Raw genomic sequence first — 22940 nt, 5'->3', positions numbered from 1 at the left:
CTTAGGGTTTTATGATGTATTTATTGGCAGTCTTTTTAAATTCCTTCAATTCATCCTCTATCCAATTCTGATCCATACCAAGTTCTTTGGCCATGATCTCCGCCACTTTTGGCGCCATCTCCATGGCAACCCTGGCATCAAGCAAAAGAATCCTAAACCTTCTTGAGAGTACATCTTCCAGTTTGACGGCCATTTCATTTCTAATGATCCAGATCACCTCGGCGATGGTATAAGGATATTTTGGGTGCAGTTTTTCTCTCCAATCGGGATGATCTTTGAGCATAAACCTGATCTGAAAAGCGTCTGAACCATAGATGGCCATATGCCCTTCATCCGGCTTGATGGTGAATCCATGAAGCTTTTGAGTGGCAGATTTGCTTTCAGACATGGATTTTCCGGATACCTTAGGAAAATAAGCGACGGTATCTTCTCCCATTTTTCGGAAAGTCGTCCACTTACCGCCTGTCAGGGTGACCAACTTGGAATCTGAAAGGATCACTTTATGGGTACGTGAAATCTCCTTGGTCTTGGCACCGTCTTCTTTTGGCGCAGCCAATGGCCTCAATCCGGCAAAAACAGAAAGTATATCTTCCTTGGTGGGTTTTTTGGTCAGGTAGGCTTGGGCAGTTTCCAATACAAAATCTATTTCCTTTTCCAAAGCTTCCGGTTCCAATTGGGGTTTGTCCTTCAGGGTATCTGTAGTCCCGATGACAAGCTTCCCATGCCAAGGCACGGCAAACAACACCCTGCCATCAGAAGTTTTGGGAATCATCAAGGCATCATTGCCTCCCAAAAAAGACTGGTCAAAAACCAAGTGTATGCCTTGACTCGGTTGTATGCTTTTTCTCGCATCAGGATTATCCATCTTCAAGATCTTGTCAGCAAAAACACCGGTGGCATTGACCACCATTTTTGCCTTGATCTGTAAATGGCTCCCATCCAATTGGTCTATAAAATTCAGGCCGTCGACCTTACCGTGGGTATCTTTGGTCAGGGATTCTACTTTGGAATAATTCAACACACAACCACCGAGTTCGTCACAGGTCTGTGCCAAAGCAATGATCATTCTGGCATCATCAAACTGACCGTCATGGTAGACTACCCCGCCTTTCAGTCCTTCCTGTTTGATCTGTGGCATCCTTCGGACAGTTTCGGTTTTACTGATAAACTTCGATTTGCCAAGCCTCCACTTGCCTGCCATCAGGTCGTATAATTTGAGACCGACAGAATATTGTAACCTGTCAAACCAAGTGTAAATGGGAATAATAAAAGGTTGGTTGTAGGTAAGATGGGGAGCATTTTCCAAGAGCCGCCCCCTTTCTTTCAAAGCCTCCAATACCAATAATACATCCCCTTGTGCAAGGTAGCGGACGCCGCCATGAAGTAGCTTGGTACTGCGGCTGGAAGTGCCTTTGGCGAAATCCGATTTTTCTAACAAAACCACCGAAAGACCTCTCGAAAGCGCATCCAAGGCGACTCCAAAACCGGAAGAACCTCCCCCGATAATGGCAATATCCCAGATTTTTTCCTGACTATCTTTGATTTTACTGAGGTTAGCTGACCTGTGCATAACGAAAAATTTTTCTTTCCAAGTTAATGGAAAAAATAAGGAAATTAAAATTCAGGCAAATGTTTAAAAGATGATTTATGTCCGCCTGAACTGTAAAAAAATATTCTGTGGTAAAAAATTAAAAATCCTTAAAAACTTTCCTTATCACCGAACTGCCATCTTCCTTTAGAGAAACTTCGAATATAAAATCATACTCGATGTCTTGAAGCTCGGAGAATTTTTCACCTGAGCCTACAAAATAATTGGCCAAATGATTGACTGTATTGCTGTGGCCGACCACAAGGATGTTACCTGTTCTTTCCCGCAGTTCCCTGACTAGGTCATCATGCTTTTTGGCATCATAGATTTCGATAGTCAGTCCTCTTGCATCCGCCAAAGGCCGTGCGGTGGTTTTGGTACGGATGGTATTGGTGCTGAAGATGTGTTGTATTTCTTTTTGTTCAAGGATTTGCCCTAGTTTTTTGGACCGGGCTATTCCTGCCACGCTGAGTCCGGGGTCATCGCCTACCAATTGTTTTTCCGCATGGCGGACAATGTAAATGGTCTTTGGTTCCTGCTTTGGTGAACAGGCAAGCAATAAAAATGAAACTATAAGGAGATTGAAAATACTTTTCATTTCAAATAATTTATGAATTGTAAATCTCCCAAAATTCCTTGGGAGAAAGTATGACTGTTTTCCTGAATTTTGAAAATGTAAAATCAATTGTATTTCCTGTGATTAGGTAATTTGCTTTTGAAGCAACAGCCAAATCTAAAAACTTATTGTCACTCTTATCTTTCATAATGTCCACTTTTTTGGGAGAGTCGATTATTAAAGAGATTTGCTTGAGGTGAAAAAGTACTATAGAAGACTTCTCTTTAAAATTCAAAAATCTTGAAAACTTATCTCTGTTTAGTACTTGGATATATTCTTCAAGAACTTCATTTGATAAACATAATTCTACTTTTCTCTTCAAAATCAACTCCTCAAGGATTTGTGCAGGATAGCTTTTTGAAATGAAGGCCGAAACCAAGACATTGGTATCAAGAATGACTTTCATTTCTTACCGCCTTGATCTCTGCATCAATTTCTTCCAGTGTCAATTCTGTTAGCCCTACCTCTTTGGCAATATTTTGACATTCTTCGAGTGCTTTCCTTGCAAAATCGAGGTTTATTTTTTCAACAAGGAGCTGGAAATCAATGATTGGGTCACTGTCCAGATTATACTTCTCTAGATCCTTTTCACTTACTTTGACTTGTATTGTTTTCATAAATTCAGGCTTTGAAACATCAATTTAATAACTATTCTGAAAACAATGGCAAGCAAAAACAATTCGGAAATGAAATTACCCACTAAAAGTATTTTCCAAATGCTGGTCTTTACCTCTTACAGGCTCAAACTCCAGATATTGTTCCCAAAAAGCTTCTTCCGGCAATGCTGCTCTAAGAAAGATCTTTTCCTTTTTGATAGGATGGACAAATACCAAGTGGAATGCATGGAGATTGATACTGGCATCAATATTGGGTTTATGAAAACCATATTTCAAATCTCCCCTGATCGGGCAGCCCATGGAAGCCAACTGCACCCTGATCTGATGCGGTCTTCCGGAAACCGGGCGAACCTCCAACAGCCAATGGTCATTCAATTTGCCCAAGGTTTTGTAATTGAGTTCGGCCTTCTGTGATCCTTCGACTTCCTTTTCGTGTGCAGTGACAAAGTTTTTAACCTCGTCTTTCACCAGATAATGAGTCAGCTTTCCGGTTTCTTCCTTTGGCCTGTTTTTGACTATTGCCCAATACACTTTATGGATATCCCGCTTGCGGAAAAGCTCCATCATGCGCTCGAGTCCTTTGGAAGTTCTCGCAAAAACCACCAATCCACTGACAGGTCTGTCAAGACGGTGAACAGGATGTAAAAAAACATCACCAGGTTTGTTGTATTTCTTGGCTATATAATCCCTGCAGTAATCCGTCAGTGTTTTGTCTTTGGTTTTGTCACCCTGCACGAGCACACCTGCAGCCTTATTGACTATCAGGAGGTGATTGTCTTCGTAGACTATTGAAAATGGTTTCTTCTTCATAAAACTTGAGCTAAAGGTTTTTCTCCCACAAAGACACTAAGCCACGAAGGAAAATATAATTGAATGTTAATAAATATTCACAAACAAAAACTTTGCGTCTTTGTGGGATTAAATTTAGAACTCGGAAGTGAAATGAAATTCTATCTCCGGATAATTGTCCTGCACCATCTGAAGCCAAGCCCTCGATTCGGCCATAAAGACCACTTTTCCGTCTTTATCATAGGCAATGTGCCTGCTCTTGGACCTGATAAATTCATCCAACTGCTTTTTGTCTTTGCTGCTGATCCAACAGGCTTTATATAAGTTCATCGATGCAAATTCCACCGAAGCGTTGTATTCATTTTTTAATCTGAATTGAATCACCTCAAATTGTAGCTGACCCACAGTACCCACTACTTTACGGTTACCCATTTCGTAAGTGAAATATTGGGCAACACCCTCTTCCATCAATTGCTTTAAACCCTTTTCCAATTGCTTGGTCTTCATGGCATCTTTGTTGATGACTTCTTTGAAGATCTCAGGGGAGAAACTCGGAATACCTTTGAAGGTCATGTTTTCACCTTCGGTAAGCGTATCACCGATTTTCAAATTGCCGGTATCAAATAAGCCGACGATATCACCTGGAAATGCCTCGTCGACGATCTCTCTGTCCTGCGCCATAAATTGGGTCACGTTAGAAAACCGAAGCGGCTTAGGCCCACGGACATGGTTGTAAGGCTTGTTCCTTTCAAATTTTCCGGAAACTATCCTCAAGAAAGCGATCCTGTTTCTATGGTTCGGATCCATATTGGCGTGGATCTTAAAGACAAATCCTGAAAACTTTGGTTCCTCAGGGTTTACCTCACGGTCCTCTGTATGCCTGCCTATGGGTGAAGGGGCGATCCGGATAAAGGTATCAAGCATTTCATTGACACCGAAGTTATTGACTGCAGAGCCGAAAAACACCGGCGCAACCTTTCCTTCAAGGTATTCTTTTGGATCAAAATCAGGATAAACTCCCTCAATCAATTCCACATCTTCACGCAGTTGCCAGGCATTATTTCCACCAATCAATTCATCCAATTTGGTGTCTTCCAGATTTTGGATCGTCTCTCTGGCATCGCTCAGTTTCCGCTGACTTGGGGTGAAAACATTGAGCTTTTTGTCATAAAGATTATAGACACCTTTGAATCCCTTACCCATTCCTATTGGCCAGGAAAGTGGCCTTACCTGAATGTTCAATTTTTCTTCCACCTCATCCAACAACTCGTAAGGATCTCTTCCTTCACGGTCAAGTTTATTTATAAAACAGATGACAGGTGTATTTCTCATCCTACAGACTTCCATGAGTTTTTCGGTCTGGATTTCGACTCCTTTGACACAATCGATGACCATGATTACCGAATCGACAGCCGTCAAAGTCCGATAAGTATCTTCCGCAAAATCCTGGTGACCGGGCGTATCCAAGAGGTTGATTTTGACACCCTGATATTCAAAACCCATAACAGAGGTAGCCACAGAGATACCTCTTTGTTTTTCTATTTCCATCCAATCGGATTTGGTGGCAGTGTCGATTTTGTTGGATTTCACCGCACCCGCAGTCTGGATCGCACCCCCAAATAGCAACAGCTTTTCGGTCAAAGTAGTCTTTCCCGCATCAGGGTGGGCAATGATGGCAAACGTCCTTCTCTTTTGTATTTCCTTAGTCAAACTCATGTAAAGTCCTGATTCTGTAATTTTTCAGCCTGCAAAGGTAGGCTTTTAATTCTAAGGTTGGAAGGGTGGAAAGTTTAAAAGTTGAATATGGAACATTGGAAAACTTCTTCTTATCAAATAAATAGTCAATTTATTGAATTTACATATTCATTGATATTGGATATTGATTGATATTGATTTAGAAATTTATGGTTAGTGTGGTTCTAAAGTGGCCGGTAATTTCCCGAACAATTTTCAGTTGAATCAAGAAAAACTCGCAAATACTTAGAATCAAAACTCAAACTTTCTGACCCAAAAAATCCTCCTGTTTGAATCCCTGAATGCCTTCTTTACTGCCGTGGAGGATAATTCTAAAAGTGGTTCCAACGCCCAATTCGGAATGTTTGACATAGACTTTTCCTTTATGGTATCCTTCTATTATCCTTTTAGCAAGTGTTAATCCAAGTCCCCAACCTCTTTTTCTGGTCGTGAATCCGGGATTAAAAACCTTTTTAAACATTCCCTTATCCATTCCTTTCCCATTGTCGGTAATATCTACAAAAACAAACTTTTCACTTTCTTTCACGATGTCTATCGAAATACTCCCCTGCCCTTTCATTGCATCTACTGCGTTTTTGACAATGTTTTCGATCACCCATTCAAAAAGCGGCTTGTTCAACATAGCATCTATGTTGTTGGCATAACCATTAACCTGAATGTCTACTTTGGTTGAAATCCTTGGACGCAGGTAATTGATGGCCTCATCCACTACCAAAAATACGTTTTCGAGTTGGATAGAAGGTTTACTGCCAATGGAGCTAAAACGTTCGGTAACCATTCTCAATTTAATGACATCTTTATCCATTTCTTGGATGACTTCCTTGTTTTCTTCCCAGATAGGTGAATTTTTGAGGTAATCCATCCAAGCCATCAATGAGGCAATAGGAGTTCCCAACTGATGGGCAGTTTCTTTGGTGAGGCCTGCCCATACACGGTTTTGTTCTGCAATCTTAGATTGGTTGAAAACAGCAAACGCCAGGACCCCAAATACCAAAATCACTGATAACTGCACGTAAGGATAGTATTTCAAGGACGTCAAAAGCTCAGAATTTCTATAATAAATCAATGACTCTTCACTCCTAATCGGTTCATATTCGGCCTTCATTTTCACAAGCTCTTCCCTCAATACTTTTTCCTTTTCATCTTGGTCTGCATTTCTTTTAAATTTGATGTTTTTATGATCCAAGGGATCGCCATTGGCGTCTACCCTGATGACGGGAATAGAATTATTCTGTGTGATGATTTCCTGTGTGATAAAATTAAGATTGTCTGAATCAATGGAAGCACTTGATGCATATTCAAGTGCCCTTGCGAGTAATTCAATCTGACGCTTTTCTCTTTCCTTTAGTTCTTCTACCAAAATATTGGTATAATATATTGAGCCAAAGCTTATAATCACCGAACTGATAAAGATGAGCCATTTGATACGGTTTTTGTTTTGGTAAAAGTCCAAAATCCCAATATCCTGAAGTGTATTCCTCATAGGGTGCGTTTAGATTGACTTAAGGTGTTGTTATAGAAAACTCAATTTTGAGATAGATATTATCAATCTGACAAAATTACTTGTTTACCTTCTGTGGCTTCATTTTTGTACAACTATTATTATAACTAACCATAAATATAAATATTATGAGCACAAACGATATCGGATTAGAAATAAAAGAAAGTAAGGTCTTGGTAAAAAAACTCAATGTACTCCTGGCAAATTACCAGGTGTATTACCAAAACCTCAGGAACTTCCACTGGAATGTGTCCGGTCCCAATTTTTTCGAATTGCATGCCAAATTTGAGGAACTTTACAATGTTGCCAATCTCGGAGTAGATGAAACTGCCGAAAGGATTTTAACTTTAGGAGCTAGACCTTTTTCCTCCTACGAGGAGTACATTGAAAACTCTGAAATCAAGGAGGCCAAAAAAGTCCATGATTCAAAAACCATGGTGGAGATCGTAAGGGACAATCTTAACACCCTTTTAAAGCTTGAAAGAGAAGCTTTGGAAGCGGCTACCCTACAAGGTGATGAAGGTACAGTTTCGTTGATGAGCGATTATATCACAGCAAAAGAAAAAACGGTGTGGATGCTTTCCGCATACCTAAGATAAAAAAATCAGAAAAAAAGAGGATGGGGTCGAGACCCCATCCTCTTTTTGGTTTTAAACATTTACATGTCTCTCGGCGTGGTAAGAAGATCTCACTAAAGGTCCCGATTCAACATATTTAATTCCTCTTTTCAATCCCTCTTCTTTATAATGGGCAAATAGATCAGGATGGATAAATTCCGCCACTTCGATATGCATTTTGGTTGGCTGAAGGTATTGACCGAGAGTAAGAATGTCACACCCGTGGGCAGCAAGATCGTCCATTGCTTTGTAAAGTTCTTCCTTTGATTCTCCAAGTCCGAGCATGATGCCGGTTTTGGTTCTTTTTCCGTATTCTTTGGTCAATTTGATCTGTTCCAAAGATCGGCTGTATTTTGCCTGTGGCCTCACCCTTCTATAAAGCGTCTCAACGGTTTCCATATTATGGGAAACCACTTCCTGACCTCCACTGATCATTCTATATAATGCCTCCCAATTTGACTTGACATCAGGGATCAGGGTTTCTATTGTAGTTTGTGGAGAAAGTCTTTTGGTCTCTACAACGGTCTGATACCATATCTCTGATCCTTTGTCTTTGAGTTCATCCCTGTTGACAGAAGTGATTACAGCATGTTTGACTCCCATCAGTTTAATGGCTTCAGCTACTCTCCTTGGTTCGTCGGTGTCATATTCGGGTGGTCTTCCTGTGGCTACAGCACAAAAAGAGCAGGACCGGGTACATACATTTCCCAATATCATAAAAGTAGCTGTCCCTGCTCCCCAGCATTCACCCATATTAGGGCAATTACCGCTTTCGCAGATAGTATGAAGCTTATGTTCGTCGACTAGTTTTCTAACTTTGGCATATTCTTTTCCGATCGGCAACTTTACTCTCAACCAGTCAGGTTTTTTTCTCTTTGTTGCCTCTTCGGAAATTACAGGTAATTCGATCATGTTCTAAAGATTAGGAATGCGAAATTAAGTCTTAGGGATGATTAAACCCAATAAAGAGTCTATTTCCTAAAACCATAGAAAAACGTAAAATACACCGATTGAAATACCTGACGGTTTTCAACAGTGGGCATCAACGGGATTTCTTTGGTAAAACCTTCTAATTGGTATCCAAGTTCCAAACCGGTCACATTTGATTTGAATACCCCAAACTCAAAAAGTACAGCTGCTTTTGCATTTCCACCAAAAGCAATATCTGATCCACCAATGCCTTCAAATATCCTTCCAGGTCCCAAAATATTGAATCTACTTTGATGCACCTCAGGATCATATTGCTCTCTGACTGTTTCAAGCCTATTGATTGCATATTCAATATAATAAGGAGCGATAATGCCAATTGTAGGACCTACTGCTCCCAAGAGTGAAACTTGTACACCTTGCTGAGGTGCTTTTTTGAACACAATCACTTCCCTCCCATAATATGGCCGGATGGAATAGAGATAATTAGATTTTCCAAAAATATAAGAATTGCCCAATACCGTATTGTACCTAACTTCTTTTGGGTTTTTGACATTGACTAGGTCAAGACCGAAAAATTGAAAATTAGTTTCATCGATCCTATATCCCATTTTCAAAACAAAGCCTCCTATCAAACCCCCATTGGTATTTTTATTGATCCCAAAAAGGACTTCTCTGTCATATTCATAATTACCAGCATCTTCTCTTTGGGCAAAAGAAAAAGAGACTGAAAGGAAAATAAATAAAATAGAAATATAGGCGATTCTTCTCATCATAAATTGGTTAACCATTAAACGTAGAGTTTTGAAGTAAGTTTTTAAGCAAATATAAAAGTAAGAGTTTAAGACAATGATAAAAAGTTCACCTCAAAGAAATGTTCGATTCAAAATTACCCGTCAATTATTTAGCAAAGACTAATTTGTGCTATTTCTTGTCCAAGAATTCTTGACAATTTTTTTCAAATATTAGATTTACTTTTATTTGGCAAGCTGACAGAAACAAGTCGATCCTATCCCCGTATTGGTAAATATATCTTGATTTAAAGACAAAAATTTTTAACCCTTGTGTCGCATTTTCCCAACTGAGGCCGTCTTAAAAAAGCAGGCTTAATAAAAAGCAATAATCTTTGGAAAAACACCTCATCCAAGAAGCCAAAAATGGAGACAGAAAATCCATAGAACTGCTTTATAAGCAATTCTATGGCTATGCCATGAGTGTGGCTTTGAGGTATTCCAATTCTAGGGAGGAAGCTTGCGAAATTATCAATGACAGCTTTATGAAGGCTTTTGATAAGCTTGATCAATACGACAGCCAAAACTCTTTCAAAGGCTGGTTGAGACGTATATTAATCAATACCTCAATAGATTATTATAGAAAGAATACCAAGCATACTGCTGTTATGGAAATCGAAAAGGCGGGAGCTGAGACTCTTGATCCCGATGTCATAGACCAGCTTTCTGCAGAAGATATTTTAAGGATACTGAGGAATCTTCCTGAAATCCTCAGAATTATCTTCAATATGTACGAAATCGAAGGTTTTTCCCACAACGAAATCAGCGAACAGTTGGGAATTCCTTCAAGTACATCGCGAACATACCTAGCACGGGCAAAGAAGAAATTGCGAGAAAAAATCCTGGAGTTAAATCAAATCAAAAATGCGGGAGCAATTCGATAAAAAACTTGTAGACAAAATCAAATCTTCCTTTAAAGAACAAGAAGGCAAGTTTGATGCTTCGGAATGGGATAAATTTTCGAAGGTTTATTTCAAAAAAGAAGCAAAACAAAAAATGTTTTGGTTGAAGTGGTTTTCGGGGATTGCTGCAGCAATACTTTTAGGAATCATGTTAAACATCTTGATAAGACCAATCCAACAAACCTCAAATGAAGATGAAAACAATATTTCCATAACTGAAGAGCCGAGTAATCCTGAAACAAGTTTGGGTGGGATTGATGATAAAAATTTGAAATCCACCTTGGCTGATTCCAATCAGCCACACAAAAATAAATTGATAGAAGACCTTGGGCAAAACCATAATTTTGAAAATAAAACCATTCATTTATCCGAAATCCCATCAGCCCCAAAAGAAATTACTAAAAGCAATTCCCTTGTGGCCGAAAATGTACCGGCAGATTCTTTAACCAGACAAAAACCGAATACTGAAGTCAGTATTTACAATAACCCAAAAACCTCCTCGGACCTGATAGCAAAGGCAGAACCAGAGCAAATGACTGAACAGGAAGCAATTATTCAAATCGAGGAATGGAAAGGGGAGAATAATATTGCTTTGAATGAAAAGGAGAAATCAGAAGATTCTTTTGCTAAAAACCCTATGAAACTTGGTGTGTTGGTAGCGCCGCAGACTATTTCAAATTCAACCCAAAGTATCAACATGGGAGCAGGATTGATGTCAGAATTCTCAATTTCAAAAAAACTGAAGTTTGATGTTGGATTGGCTTATGCCCAACAGAATTTAGCCCCAAATGCAAATAGGGGGCCGATGTCGGCTAGTTCCCAAAATGATTCAGAAGCGTTTGACATGAAATTAGCCTCCTTTACCGGAAATATCATCAATTCTTCAAGGGAGCTAAGCTTTGGTCAATTGGAAATACCAATGAACCTTAAATACAAAGTATTAGAGAAAAAAGAGTCTGATTTGTATTTGATTTCCGGCGTATCCAACATGGTTTATCTCAATCAGCAGGATGTCACCACCTTCAGTGCTGCAAATATCTCAACATCGAATTTTGCAAATAGCCAACAAATTATAGAAACCTACACCCAATTAGCAGAACCTGATTCTCAAGGAAACGGGATTGATACTGGAAGAATGTTGAATTTTGGTGTGGGTTTTGAACAAAACCTCAAAAATGGAACGTTTCTTTCCATAGAACCTTTTTATAAAATAGCTTTGGGTAATCAAACATTTACAAACCAGCAATTTTCCATAGGGGGAATTAATCTTAGAATGAACTTTCAATTAAAAAACAAAAAAAAGACAGATGATTAGAATAATTTCTTTGTCACTTATGGTGGGATTAATCATAGGAATATCAGGATGTTTCCCGGTAGCTGAGTCTGACTTACAAAATGCAATTGACAGAGATGACAGGCTCTTGGCTAATTTTCTATCACGAAATAATATTGATGCCATTGAGACCCAATTGGGTTATTTTTACAAAAAAGAGATCTCCAATGAAACAGGGAATCAAATTATCAACAATGACAATGTAGGCGTTTATTACGAAATTAAAACGATAGATGGTCAATTGATCGAAGATTACACAGATGAAAACAAGAGTCCAAGAATCTACCGCCATACTGAAGGAGGCCTTATTCCCAGGGCGATAAATTTTGCTTCAGGACTTGCCAAAACCGGTGAAACATTCGCACTATATGTCCCATCTTATCTCGCTTATCAGGAGTATAGTTATCAACAATTGATTCTTCCAAATTCCAACCTTGTAGTGAAAGTAAAGTATGCAAAAACCTATACTGCTAATGAAATCAAGGAAATGGAGGAAGAAATGATTCTTGATTTTATTGCGGAAAAAAATCTCGAAGGATTCTTAAAAACAACCGACAGTATTTATGTAAAAACAACCAAGGAAGGTGAAGCCAACAGCAAAATCACTACAAATGGAGATGTGATTAGCTTTACCTACCAAATCCTCCAACTTGATAGCGAAACCCCAATTGCACAATCCACCGGAAGTACTCCCTTTCAAATTACCGTTGGAAGTGATTCAAATCCTGAGTTTATAAATTTAAGTTTAAAAGGTGTAAAAAAAGGTCAGGAAATCGAAGTAATTATACCCTCACATCGGGGTTTTGGATTGTCAGCACAAGTTTTTCCATTTACTATTCGGAAGGATTTGTTTGAAAAAGGATTTCTAACCCAAATAGCAAGACCTTTTGAACCAATAATTTTTAGAGCGGCAGTTACAAATATCAGATAACCATCAAATAATTTTGGCCCTCACAGACTTATTGTGGGGGCTTTTGTTTTATTCGATAGTTTATCCAAATTTGTCTAAACTAAAGCCCAAATATTTTATGAGTTTCTTATTTGATAGTTTTGTTGGATGGAAATCCTATTGTGAGAAAAACCAAATCAGCTTACACCAAGCTGTGATTGATTTTGAAATCTCTCAAAAAAATGGGATGGAAGAGGATATCTTTTTGGGATTGCAAAGGGCCTTTGATGTCATGAAAGAAGCCGTTGATACAGGTCTAAGCTCGGAGATGACTTCAAGGTCAGGTATGATAAACAATGGTGCAAAAAAAGTCTACAACCATCCTCTTGCAGTTTTATCCCTAGATTTTCAAAAGTTAATTTCTAGAGCCTTGGCTGCCAAAGAGGTCAATTCCTGTATGGGAAGGGTGGTTGCAGCGCCGACTGCGGGTGCTTCGGGAATTTTGCCAGGTACTTTATATACTTTGCAGGAAATTCATGGGTTTCCGGATTCAAAAATTATTGAAGGATTATTGGTTGGTGCAGGAATTGCCTTAATTATTGAGCAAAAAGCTAGCTTGGCAGGAGCGGTCGGAGGATGTCAGGCTGAAACAGGCTCCGCAGCAGCGATGGCTTCAGGAGCGATTGTATATTGTTTGGGGGGAACTGTAGATCAGGTTTTCAATGCTGTTGCAATCACAATTCAATGTATGCTAGGCCTCGTATGTGACCCTGTAGCAGGGCTTGTAGAAGTCCCCTGTGTAGTTAGAAATGCAAGTGCAGCTGCAATTGCCTTCAGTTCTGCTCAAATTGCTATTGCATCCGTGAGTTCCGTTATTCCCGTAGATGAGTGCATAGAAGCAATGGGCGAAATAGGGTCTAGTATGGAAAGTAGGTATAAAGAAACTGCAATGGGGGGCTTGGCAGCTACATTGACAGGCCAGGAAATTTCGAAAAGGGTTTTGATTCAAGATATTGAAATCTTACCTGATGAACTTTCATCGTAATAAGGTGTCAAAAAATGGAATAGTCAAAATCCAATTAATTGATCCACCAAGAACAAGTGCCCAAAATAAAGCACTGATTGACATATAAAATATAATTTTCCTTTTATCCACGTTGAAGGCATTCATCACTACAGTGCCCCCAATCGGAGTTAGAAAAAGAGGCGTAAAAACCGCGACTCCAATTGGCCCAAACTTTCGCCATATTCTTACTATTTTCCGAGATTTCGGGGAAAATCGCTTTCTATTAGGCGATATTTTAAGGTTCCAATATGACTTAAACCAATCCCCTACATAAGATAATGAAATCACAGTTGTCATCATTCCACCAACTGAAACAATGACAATCTCCAACAACGAAAAACCTGCGGCCGCACCCAAAACTGGACCTGAAATGAATTTGAATAGACAAGCCAGATAAATGCCCAGAAATTTCCAAATATAGCTTGTCATAAAATAATCAAAATGTATGTAATGTAAGCAACAAAGAGAAATGTACCCTCAATTCTAGTAACCCTATCCCCCGTCCTCAAGATCGGAAACAAGACAATTGTCAAACCTAGCATCCAATAAAAATCTTGATTTAGGAAACTCTCGGAAATAGGGATTGGACTGATTACGGCAGTTGCTCCGACTATAGCCAGAATATTCATAATATTGCTTCCGAGTATATTTCCAACAGCAATATCGGTTTTTTTATTTAATGCAGCGATTACGGAAGTTGCCATCTCGGGTAAGCTTGTACCTATTGCAATTACAGTAATTCCAATTATTCTTTCACTTACCCCAAAAATGGAGGCAATTTCCACAGCGCTATCTACAAACATGTCTGCACCATAATACAGTCCAAAAATTCCTAAAATCAGAAACAGCGAAGATTTCCAACCTGAGAGCGGTAAGATCAAATCCATTTCCAATTCATTTAGATTACTTTTACCTAGTTTGAAAAAAAAATATATGTTTATCAAAATAAGGATTATTAGCAAAAAAAAGCCCTCAAGCCTTGAAATTACTCCATTAAAAGAAAGTAGATAGAAAAGGATAGAACTAAAAACCAATACCAAGTAATCAACTTTGAAAACAGAAGGGTTAATCTTGATTGGAAACAGGACCGCACTAATTCCCAAAACCAATGAGATATTAGCTATATTAGAACCAATTACATTACCTATTGCAATATCACCCTTCCCACTCAGGGCAGCATTCAAACTTACTAATAGTTCGGGCGCAGATGTGCCAAAAGCAACAATTGTCAATCCAATAAAGCCTTGACTCAAACCGAATTTTAGAGCCAAAGAAGATGCTCCATCGACCAAAAGTTTCCCTCCTCCTAAAAGGATCAACAAGCCTAAGCACAAAAACAAATAAATCATTTACTTATCAGATCTTATCTCCAAAACTAAGATCTCCGGCATCTCCAAGGCCTGGGATAATATAAGACTGCTCATTTAGGCATTTGTCTATAGAACAGACCCATAATTTAAAAGGGGCTTTAATGCTTTGATTTATGAAATCTATCCCTTCAGGAGCAGCGATGACACTTACAATTTGAATACTTTTAGGACTTCCCTTCAAAAGAAGGTTGTCAATTGTTTTTACTATTGATTTTCCCGTTGCAAGCATCGGATCAATTAAAATAAGGTTTTTATTATCAATCTCAGGAGTAGCCTGATATAAATATTCGATTTCAATATCTGTATTTTGACTTCCTTCCTCTTTTCGATAAGCACCTATAAATCCACTATCCGCTTTGTCAAAAAAATTTAAAAATCCATTGTAAAAAGGCAGCGCCGCTCTCAATACCGCAATTAAAACCGGTTCTTCATAGATCAAATATGTATTTTTTGCCCCTAAAGGGGTCAAAACCTCAACCTCATGAAAATTAAATGATTTAGAAATCTCATAGGCCATTACTTCTCCCAATCTTTCGAGATTTTTACGAAATTTCAACCTGTCATTTTGATGATTAATGTCTCTGAGCTCAGCAAGAAAATGATTGGCTACACTATTTGTATCTTCCAAAACGAACATATCAATAATTTTTAGTTTAACTCCAATCAAATATCGGAATAATTGAATTAACCAAAAGGAGGAAAATTTTAAAATATATTCAAAAAAAAAGCCCGATTCTAAGAATCGGGCTTTGAATAAATTTGGTAATTATTACTTTACTTCAAAGCTTGCTCTTCTTGACAATTGTCTTGCATCAGCAGAGTTTTTGTCAACGCTTGTATCTTCTCCATAACCTTTGTAAGAAAGTCTAGAAGAATCAATGCCTGCAGCTATCAATAATTCATAAACAGCCTTGGCACGTCTTTCAGATAACTTCATGTTGTAGTCTTCAGGACCTAATTCGTCAGCAAAACCTTTAACTTCTAGCTTCACTCCAGGATTTCTTTTTAAGAAGTTAGATACATAATTAACGGCTGAAGCTGAGAATCCAAGAGGCTTGGCAGAATCAAAAGCGTAATAAACGTTTACATAGTTCTCGTTGATAGCTCTTTTAAAGAAATCAACTTCTTCTTTCACTTGCTCTATAGGACAGCCATTGTTTGAAGCAGGACCCGGAGCAAACGGACATTTATCCAAATGATCAGGAATTCCGTCACCATCAGAGTCAATTGTTCTACCATTAGAATCTACCCTAGCACCAGATGGAGTGTTTGGTTCCTTATCAAGGTAATCAGGAATACCATCACCGTCAGAATCCTTAAGCATATCTTTAATCTCACCGATTTGTTGAGCCAATTCAGCTTTTGTAGCATATTTGTCAGCCTCTACGTACCAGTCAGCATGAGTAGCACTCTTTCCAAGATAGAAAGTCAAACCTAGAGTACCTGTCCACCAAGTACCATTTGTTCCATAAAATCCATTTTCAATTGATGGCTGTATATTTGTGTTACCATCAAAAGTAACAGTCTGTCTTCCATTGAGGATAGTGCTGATATCTCCTGTAAGGGCAATTCTTTCAGAAAGTTTGATTTGAGTGGTCAAACCTGTAATAATGTTGTAAACATTATCATCGAATGTAATAGGAGGACCATCATGTCTTACCTGTCCAATACCTGCTCCTAAGTGACCAAGCAAATTGACCCTTCTAGTAAAGGATTCAAATTTCATGATTCTACCTAGGTTAGCAATACCTTGAAGGTTTAATCTGTAATAACTTGTAGAAAACGCAGGGTTATTGTCTTTTCCGGATTCACTGAATGAACCCAAACCATAATCCAGTTTTGCACCAAATTTGTCATTGAACATATACCTAACTCCAAAGTCAACATGACCAAGATTTAACGTAGGTGAGAAATATCCAGGTGACAAAGGAGCCATCGGTTTGTTGAAACCTCCATTGAGCTCTAAAGACCACTTATTAAAGTCGTCCTGGGCGTTAACTCCTAAAGCTAAACAGCCCGCCATAATTGTAGATAGTAATATTTTTTTCATAATAAAAAATTTTTTGTTCAGATTTTTAGGTGTTTAATTGATTTGACTGCAAATTTATAAACTTTTAACTATTCACAAATGTATATTAATATTTTAAAACTATACCAAAATTCTTTTTGATTTTTAATCAATTCACAATTTAATGGTATTGGAAATAAATAAATCTATGTCAGAGTTACTTATTGATCTTTTAAAGATAAACAGTGTTTCCGGAAATGAAACACCTATGAGAAATTTTCTACTCGAATATATTAACAAACGCAAATATACTTGGAATGTTCAGCCTGAAATATATTTTGGAGAGGATTTACATGACTGTCTGTTACTTAAATTTGGAAATCCCAAAACTGCTGTGTTTGCACACATCGATACAATCGGGTTTACGACAAGATATGAAAACCAACTTTTACCTATTGGCGGGCCAGAAATTGACGAAGGGATAAGACTTGTTGGAGAAGACAGGCTAGGGCCTATTTCCTGTAAAATAGTTTTGAATGACGATTTTGTTTTTCATGATTTCCCAAGAGCCATAGAAAGGGGGACCTTGCTATCCTATGAACAATCCATAGTCATAGACGATGAATTTATCCAAGCAGCCTATTTAGACAATAGGCTAGGTATTTACAACTGCTTAAAATTATGTGAGGATCTGGAAAATGGTTGGATTGTATTTTCAACTTATGAAGAACACGGAGGAGGAAGCATTCCCTTTTTACTTCGCTTTATTCAGGAGTTGGCACCAATAAAATACGCACTGATTTCTGACATTACATGGGTCACAGAGGGAGTCCATCATCATGGTGGAGTGGCTATTTCCATTAGAGACAAATATATACCAAGAAAAAAATTTCTAGAAAAAATACTCAAACTTGCTGATGAAAGTGGAATTCCTTTCCAATTGGAAGTAGAAGGTATAGGGGGAAGTGACGGTCGTGAAATTCAATTTTCTCCTTACCCAATAGACTGGTGTTTTATCGGGGCACCTGAGGATAATGTACATACTCCATATGAGAAAGTTTCCCTGAAGGATTTACAAAACATGATTGACTTTTATAAATATTTGATGAAGAGATTATAGTATTCACAATAAATTAGATGAAGAGGAATCTTTTTTTTTATATTTGCCCTGCCCTTGAAAAAAGGGCATTTTTATTTGATCTTATGATATCAATTAAAGACAAAATATTTGTTCCTTATATTACGGCAAATTCTCTAACCCAGAGAGTTGGTGAAATTGGAGGTGAAATTTCTAAGGATTTCAAAGAAGATTGTCCAGTTTTACTTGGTATACTTAACGGTTCTTTCATATTTCTCTCAGATTTGGCAAAATCCATCTCAATCCCTTTGGAGGTTTCCTTTGTCAAAATCTCCTCCTATTCAGGTACAAGCTCAACGGGAAATGTCAGAAATCTGCTTGGCCTTGATATTGATTTAAAAAATAGGTCAGTTATAATTGTTGAGGACATTATTGACACGGGGTTGAGTATGAATTATCTTTTGGAAATGATAAAAAAAGAAAGCCCAAAAAAAATAGCTATAGCGACATTGCTTTTTAAGCCTGATGCTTTAGCATATCCTATCAATATTAATTACATAGGATACGAAATTCCTAATAAGTTTGTCGTAGGATATGGATTGGACTTTGATGGATTGGGTAGAAATCTTCCTGAAATCTATCAATTGAAATAAGTATAAACATATTAATTAGATCAGAATATGCTCAATATTGTATTATTTGGCCCTCCGGGGGCTGGCAAAGGAACCCAAAGTGAAAATATTATTTCAAAATATAAGCTTACCCATTTATCTACGGGAGATTTATTCAGAAAACACCTAGGCGAAGGTACCGAACTTGGAAAACTTGCCAGAAAATTTATGGATGAGGGAAGGCTAGTGCCTGATGAAGTCGTCATTGGAATGGTTGATGATAAAATCGCCAATACTCCTGAAACAAATGGTTTTATTTTTGACGGATTTCCGAGGACTGTGGCGCAAGCTGAAGCTTTGGATAAATTAATGGAGAAAAACCAAATCAAAATTTCAGGGATGATCGCACTCGAGGTGGCAGAAGATGTACTTAAAGAGAGAATTAGAGAAAGAGGGAAAACTTCCGGGAGAACCGATGACCAGGATGAAGCTAAAATTGAGACTAGGATCAAGGTATATCTTGACGAAACCCTTCCTGTTGCTGAATATTATGAAAAACAAGGGAAATTCACCAAGATAAATGGTGTCGGAACCATAGAAGGTATTTTTGCTGACATTACAAAAGTGATTGACCAATACTAATTCTGATTATTTCTTACCTTTGTAGGGAAGATTATCCGGCTAAGCCTTCAAGCTTAGCCATTTTTGTTTAAAACATTTAGAAAAAGTGGCAGATCCCAACTTTATAGATTACGTAAAATTCTGTTCCAGATCAGGCGCAGGAGGAGCAGGTTCGGTACATTTTCGAAGAGAAAAACATGTACCGAAAGGCGGACCTGATGGAGGTGACGGCGGAAGAGGGGGGCATATTATATTGAAAGGAAGCACCCAAGTATGGACATTGCTCCATTTGAAATATAAAAAACATGTTATAGCCGAGGAAGGTAAAGGAGGTGAAGGGGGAAGAAGAAAAGGAAGAGACGGAAAAGATATAATCCTCGAGGTTCCTCTTGGAACGATCGCAAAAGATGCTGAAACTTTCCAGACAAGGTTTGAAATAACTGAAGAAGGACAGGAAGTTATCCTCTCAAGAGGCGGAAGGGGTGGTTTGGGAAACGATCATTTCAAGACTGCAACCAACCAAGCTCCTCATTTTGCACAGCCTGGGGAAGAGGGAATTGAAGAATGGATAATTCTTGAACTCAAATTATTGGCAGATGTGGGATTGGTAGGATTTCCAAATGCAGGAAAGTCAACTCTCCTATCCAGCATATCTGCCGCACGGCCTGAAATCGGTGATTATCCTTTTACTACTTTGGTACCCAATCTCGGTGTAATTCCATACAGGGATGAAAAGTCATTTGTCATGGCTGACATTCCCGGGATAATTGAAGGTGCGGCTGAAGGCAAAGGTTTAGGGCTGAGATTTTTAAGGCATATAGAGCGAAACTCTATTTTATTGTTTATGATACCGGCAGATTCCGACAATATCAAAGAGCAGTATAAAATCCTTATTGGAGAACTCCAAAAATATAACCCGGAATTGTTGGATAAAAAAAGGTTATTAGCCATTACAAAGGCAGATATGTTAGATGAGGAGTTGATAGAACAAATGAAAAAAGAAGTCCCTAGAGACCTCGATTGGATATTCATTTCATCAGTCTCTGGATATAATCTTGACAAATTGAAAGATATGCTTTGGCAGGCCATCAATGGCCAATAAATGCCAAGTTGTCAGTTTTGAGCCCTTGGCAAAAAAATTGATAGAAAATAAAAAGTCAAATTTCGAAATAAAAAATGGAGGAAAAACAAATATTCAATGAGGATCCAATTGCTTCTGAAGAACAAGGAACGCAAGAAGAACAGGTTGTTAATGAAGATCAAAAAGAATATACTGGAAAAGCAGATACTTCTCAAGAAGAAAAATTAGTAAAAGAAGTAGCCGAACTGAAAGATAAATATTTAAGGCTTTACTCCGAATTTGAAAATTACAGAAGAAGAACGGCAAAGGAACGGATTGATCTTATCAAGACGGCTTCTGAAGATTTGATGACCGAAATACTTCCTGTAGTCGACGATTTTGAAAGGGCATTCAGGGCCCATCAGAATGAAACTGATGCCTCAAAGGTAAGAGAAGGCAACCAACTTGTTTTTCATAAACTATTGAGAATATTAGAGCAAAAGGGCCTTAAACCAATGGAAAGTCTCGTGGGAAAGCCATTTGATGCAGAGACACAAGAGGCAATCACACAAATCGCTTCCCCAAATGAAGAAATGAAAGGAAAGGTAATCGATGTTATTGAAAACGGATATACCCTTGGAGATAAGGTCATCAGGTTTGCTAAAGTTGTTATTGGAGCATAATCAAGAAATATGGCAAAAAGAGACTATTATGAAATTTTGGGGGTAACAAAAAGTGCCACTCCTGAGGAAATAAAAAAGGCTTACAGAAAGCTTGCAATACAATATCATCCAGATAAAAATCCCGATAATCCTGAGGCAGAAGACAAATTCAAAGAAGCTGCGGAAGCCTATGAGGTCTTGAGTAATCCAGAAAAGCGTCAAAGGTATGACCAATTTGGTCATCAAGGTCTTGGTGGAAACGGAGGCTACGGAGGAGGCGGCATGAATATGGATGATATTTTCTCTCAATTTGGCGATATTTTTGGTGGTGGCGGCTTCGATTCATTTTTTGGAGGAAACAGAGGAGGAAGAAGAGTAAAAAAAGGAACTAATCTCAGGGTGAAATTAAAAATGAACCTTAGAGAAATTGCCAACGGAGTAGAAAAGAAAATCAAAGTAAAACGCCATGTCCTTGCGGATGGGGTTACTTTCAAAAATTGTTCGACCTGTCAAGGTTCAGGGCAAATCAAAAAAGTTGTCAATACGATGCTTGGTCAGATGGTTTCTGCCAGCGCTTGTCATGTATGTGGTGGAAATGGCCAGATTGTAGATAAAAAACCAGCTGAGGCAGACATCAGAGGACTTATTCTGAAAGAAGAAGTTATATCGATCAACATCCCTGCTGGGGTCGCTGATGGCATGCAACTCAGTATGTCTGGTAAAGGAAACGAAACAGCTGGAGGCGTTCCCGGCGATTTACTTATCGTTATTGAGGAGATTGAAGATGATGTACTCCAAAGAAACGGAAACGATGTCATCTTTGAACTGTATGTGAGTTTTATTGACGCGGCATTAGGATCTCAAATTGAGGTACCCACCATTGAAGGGAAAGTAAAAATCAAACTTGATCCGGGGACGCAAAGTGGCAAAATGTTGAGGCTGAAAGGAAAAGGAATAAAAGACATCAATGGATATAGCCGGGGAGATCAATTGATCCAAGTAAATGTCTGGACCCCCAAACAGCTTTCAAAAGATGAGCGACAAATTCTAGAAAATCTGAAAAATTCCGAAAACTTTAAGCCAGATCCGGGAAAATCAGAAAAAAGCTTCTTTGACAAAATGAAAGAATTTTTCTAAAAAACTTGCAGCCGGATGAAAATCCGGCTTTTTTTATACCTTTAATAACCTTTTAAATTGATCGCCGTAACCTTACCGTATGCTGAACAAATTTTGCTTACTAATTGGATTGGTTCTGGGGAGTACGTCTTGGTCCGATGCCCAAATTACTAAGGAGTTCAAAGTCGAGGATAAAAGCGGCTACAACCTAGTATATTTAGATTTCAACGTTTATAAAGGAATATCTTCCATCAAAAGGGATCAGATAGATGGGCCTTTGACAATCCAATCAGAACTCAACAAAGTGAATATCCTTCCTTCATTCTCTTACAGGATAAAGGATCAGGTTTTATTTGCCAATCTTTCACACAGAAATGTTGAATCTGAAAATTTAGGAAAGAGTCTTTCTTACAAGCTTTTTTCAAGCTCAAACGAGGATTTTGATCACAAATGGAATGTAGGTCTCAATTCTCACAATCTATATAACCTTCATTTTTACTTTGGGATTGGTTTAGCTTCATTTGACCTTTCCCATTTGCCAATTTCAAATTGTCTTATCAAATCTACTAGTGCTGATATAAAACTGGAATACAGTAAAAATTTTGCTAATTCAGTAAAAATGGATACCCTTTCTGTGACCATTAATATGGGAAACCTGGAAGCAACAAATCTCAATTTCACCAATGCCAAAGAAATGATTTTTGAATCCAATTATGGCACATTGAATCTTTCTTTTTCTGATAAAATGGCTGAATCATGTAATATCAAAGCCATGGTCGGGGTAGGAAAAGTAAACCTTCAGCTGCCAAGTGAAAATCATCCTTATATCCTGAAAATAACCTCCACACCCATGTGCAGGACATATATCCCAAAGTACTTAAAAGACCTCGGCAATAATACCTATGCAAGCAAAGCCTACAGAGAAAATAGTGAAAACCTCATGAGCTTCAATATTGATGTATCAGTGGGTTCAGTTACCATAAAGTAATAAAGCAAACCTATTTTTTTTCTAATTAAGCAAAA

At 38.2% G+C, this 22940-nt stretch carries 24 protein-coding genes; 12 read left to right on the top strand and 12 right to left on the bottom strand.

Annotated features, from left to right (window positions below):
• Position 1: 1 nt before the first annotated feature.
• The 7 genes from MMU07_RS00850 to MMU07_RS00820 form a co-directional block, all read right to left on the bottom strand.
• Positions 2-1570 (bottom strand): glycerol-3-phosphate dehydrogenase/oxidase, encoded by a 1569-nt coding sequence (locus tag MMU07_RS00850; RefSeq protein WP_241123929.1) that lies wholly within the window; start codon positions 1568-1570, stop codon positions 2-4.
• A 118-nt stretch (positions 1571-1688) separates the two neighbouring features.
• Complete coding sequence (locus MMU07_RS00845; RefSeq protein WP_241123928.1) at positions 1689-2186, bottom strand: SixA phosphatase family protein; 498 nt, start codon at positions 2184-2186, stop codon at positions 1689-1691.
• A gap of 10 nt (positions 2187-2196) precedes the next feature.
• Complete coding sequence (locus MMU07_RS00840) at positions 2197-2610, bottom strand: putative toxin-antitoxin system toxin component, PIN family (protein ID WP_241123927.1); 414 nt, start codon at positions 2608-2610, stop codon at positions 2197-2199.
• A complete protein-coding gene (locus MMU07_RS00835; RefSeq protein WP_241123926.1) occupies positions 2594-2821 on the bottom strand; it encodes a hypothetical protein in 228 nt (75 codons plus the stop codon). The genes MMU07_RS00840 and MMU07_RS00835 overlap by 17 nt, the downstream gene beginning before the upstream one ends.
• A 75-nt stretch (positions 2822-2896) precedes the next feature.
• A complete protein-coding gene (locus tag MMU07_RS00830; protein ID WP_241123925.1) occupies positions 2897-3631 on the bottom strand; it encodes an RluA family pseudouridine synthase in 735 nt (244 codons plus the stop codon).
• Positions 3632-3745: 114 nt separating this feature from the next.
• The gene (locus tag MMU07_RS00825) at positions 3746-5326 is read right to left on the bottom strand and encodes a peptide chain release factor 3 (RefSeq protein ID WP_241123924.1); all 1581 of its coding nucleotides are present in this window, start codon (positions 5324-5326) and stop codon (positions 3746-3748) included.
• Between the two features lie 277 nt (positions 5327-5603).
• On the bottom strand, positions 5604-6848 hold the full coding sequence (locus tag MMU07_RS00820; protein ID WP_241123923.1) for an ATP-binding protein: 1245 nt from the start codon (positions 6846-6848) through the stop codon (positions 5604-5606).
• Between the two features lie 146 nt (positions 6849-6994).
• Between MMU07_RS00820 and MMU07_RS00815 the strand changes: the two genes are divergently transcribed.
• On the top strand, positions 6995-7465 hold the full coding sequence (locus MMU07_RS00815) for a Dps family protein (RefSeq protein ID WP_241123922.1): 471 nt from the start codon (positions 6995-6997) through the stop codon (positions 7463-7465).
• 51 nt (positions 7466-7516) lie between these two features.
• Here MMU07_RS00815 and lipA read toward each other — a convergent pair whose 3' ends face one another.
• On the bottom strand, positions 7517-8395 hold the full coding sequence (gene lipA / locus MMU07_RS00810; RefSeq protein WP_241123921.1) for a lipoyl synthase: 879 nt from the start codon (positions 8393-8395) through the stop codon (positions 7517-7519).
• Between the two features lie 59 nt (positions 8396-8454).
• Positions 8455-9183 (bottom strand): hypothetical protein, encoded by a 729-nt coding sequence (locus tag MMU07_RS00805; protein ID WP_241124013.1) that lies wholly within the window; start codon positions 9181-9183, stop codon positions 8455-8457.
• A gap of 353 nt (positions 9184-9536) precedes the next feature.
• Here MMU07_RS00805 and MMU07_RS00800 point away from each other — a divergent pair, with 353 nt between their 5' ends.
• The 4 genes from MMU07_RS00800 to sdaAA all read left to right on the top strand — a co-directional run bounded on the left by MMU07_RS00800 (position 9537) and on the right by sdaAA (position 13370).
• Positions 9537-10085 (top strand): RNA polymerase sigma factor, encoded by a 549-nt coding sequence (locus tag MMU07_RS00800; protein WP_241123920.1) that lies wholly within the window; start codon positions 9537-9539, stop codon positions 10083-10085.
• Complete coding sequence (locus tag MMU07_RS00795) at positions 10066-11418, top strand: outer membrane beta-barrel protein (protein WP_241123919.1); 1353 nt, start codon at positions 10066-10068, stop codon at positions 11416-11418. The genes MMU07_RS00800 and MMU07_RS00795 overlap by 20 nt, the downstream gene beginning before the upstream one ends.
• Positions 11411-12367, top strand: a complete 957-nt coding sequence (locus tag MMU07_RS00790) for an FKBP-type peptidyl-prolyl cis-trans isomerase (RefSeq protein ID WP_241123918.1) — start codon at positions 11411-11413, stop codon at positions 12365-12367. The genes MMU07_RS00795 and MMU07_RS00790 overlap by 8 nt, the downstream gene beginning before the upstream one ends.
• Positions 12368-12464: 97 nt before the next feature.
• Positions 12465-13370, top strand: a complete 906-nt coding sequence (gene sdaAA / locus MMU07_RS00785; protein WP_241123917.1) for an L-serine ammonia-lyase, iron-sulfur-dependent, subunit alpha — start codon at positions 12465-12467, stop codon at positions 13368-13370.
• Positions 13371-13816: 446 nt separating this feature from the next.
• Here sdaAA and MMU07_RS00775 read toward each other — a convergent pair whose 3' ends face one another.
• The 3 genes from MMU07_RS00775 to MMU07_RS00765 form a co-directional block, all read right to left on the bottom strand.
• A complete protein-coding gene (locus MMU07_RS00775; RefSeq protein WP_241123915.1) occupies positions 13817-14740 on the bottom strand; it encodes a calcium/sodium antiporter in 924 nt (307 codons plus the stop codon).
• A 7-nt stretch (positions 14741-14747) separates the two neighbouring features.
• Positions 14748-15428 (bottom strand): uracil phosphoribosyltransferase, encoded by a 681-nt coding sequence (upp, locus tag MMU07_RS00770; RefSeq protein ID WP_336246153.1) that lies wholly within the window; start codon positions 15426-15428, stop codon positions 14748-14750.
• Positions 15429-15530: 102 nt separating this feature from the next.
• Positions 15531-16811 carry an OmpA family protein gene (locus tag MMU07_RS00765; protein WP_241123914.1) on the bottom strand — a complete coding sequence of 427 codons (1281 nt, stop codon included), beginning with the start codon at positions 16809-16811 and terminating at the stop codon, positions 15531-15533.
• Positions 16812-16977: 166 nt separating this feature from the next.
• Between MMU07_RS00765 and MMU07_RS00760 the strand changes: the two genes are divergently transcribed.
• The 7 genes from MMU07_RS00760 (at position 16978) to MMU07_RS00730 (ending at position 22905) form a co-directional block, all read left to right on the top strand.
• Entirely contained in the window at positions 16978-17889 is a 912-nt protein-coding gene (locus MMU07_RS00760) for a M20/M25/M40 family metallo-hydrolase (RefSeq protein WP_241123913.1), read from the top strand.
• Between the two features lie 17 nt (positions 17890-17906).
• Positions 17907-18500, top strand: a complete 594-nt coding sequence (gene hpt, locus MMU07_RS00755; RefSeq protein ID WP_336246152.1) for a hypoxanthine phosphoribosyltransferase — start codon at positions 17907-17909, stop codon at positions 18498-18500.
• A gap of 27 nt (positions 18501-18527) precedes the next feature.
• Positions 18528-19100, top strand: a complete 573-nt coding sequence (locus tag MMU07_RS00750; protein ID WP_241123912.1) for an adenylate kinase — start codon at positions 18528-18530, stop codon at positions 19098-19100.
• A gap of 85 nt (positions 19101-19185) precedes the next feature.
• Complete coding sequence (gene obgE, locus MMU07_RS00745) at positions 19186-20181, top strand: GTPase ObgE (RefSeq protein WP_241123911.1); 996 nt, start codon at positions 19186-19188, stop codon at positions 20179-20181.
• Positions 20182-20255: 74 nt separating this feature from the next.
• Positions 20256-20822, top strand: a complete 567-nt coding sequence (locus MMU07_RS00740; protein ID WP_241123910.1) for a nucleotide exchange factor GrpE — start codon at positions 20256-20258, stop codon at positions 20820-20822.
• 9 nt (positions 20823-20831) lie between these two features.
• Positions 20832-21938: a molecular chaperone DnaJ gene (dnaJ, locus tag MMU07_RS00735; protein WP_241123909.1), complete on the top strand. Its 1107-nt coding sequence runs from the start codon at positions 20832-20834 to the stop codon at positions 21936-21938.
• A 79-nt stretch (positions 21939-22017) separates the two neighbouring features.
• Positions 22018-22905 carry a hypothetical protein gene (locus MMU07_RS00730; protein ID WP_241123908.1) on the top strand — a complete coding sequence of 296 codons (888 nt, stop codon included), beginning with the start codon at positions 22018-22020 and terminating at the stop codon, positions 22903-22905.
• The last annotated feature ends 35 nt before the right edge of the window (positions 22906-22940 follow it).

Origin of the sequence: Cognataquiflexum nitidum (assembly GCF_022538055.1) — a bacterium.
Classification (GTDB): domain Bacteria; phylum Bacteroidota; class Bacteroidia; order Cytophagales; family Cyclobacteriaceae; genus Cognataquiflexum; species Cognataquiflexum nitidum.
The sequence above is the reverse complement of the archived record's forward strand: the minus strand, read 5'-3'. Positions and strand labels throughout refer to the sequence as shown.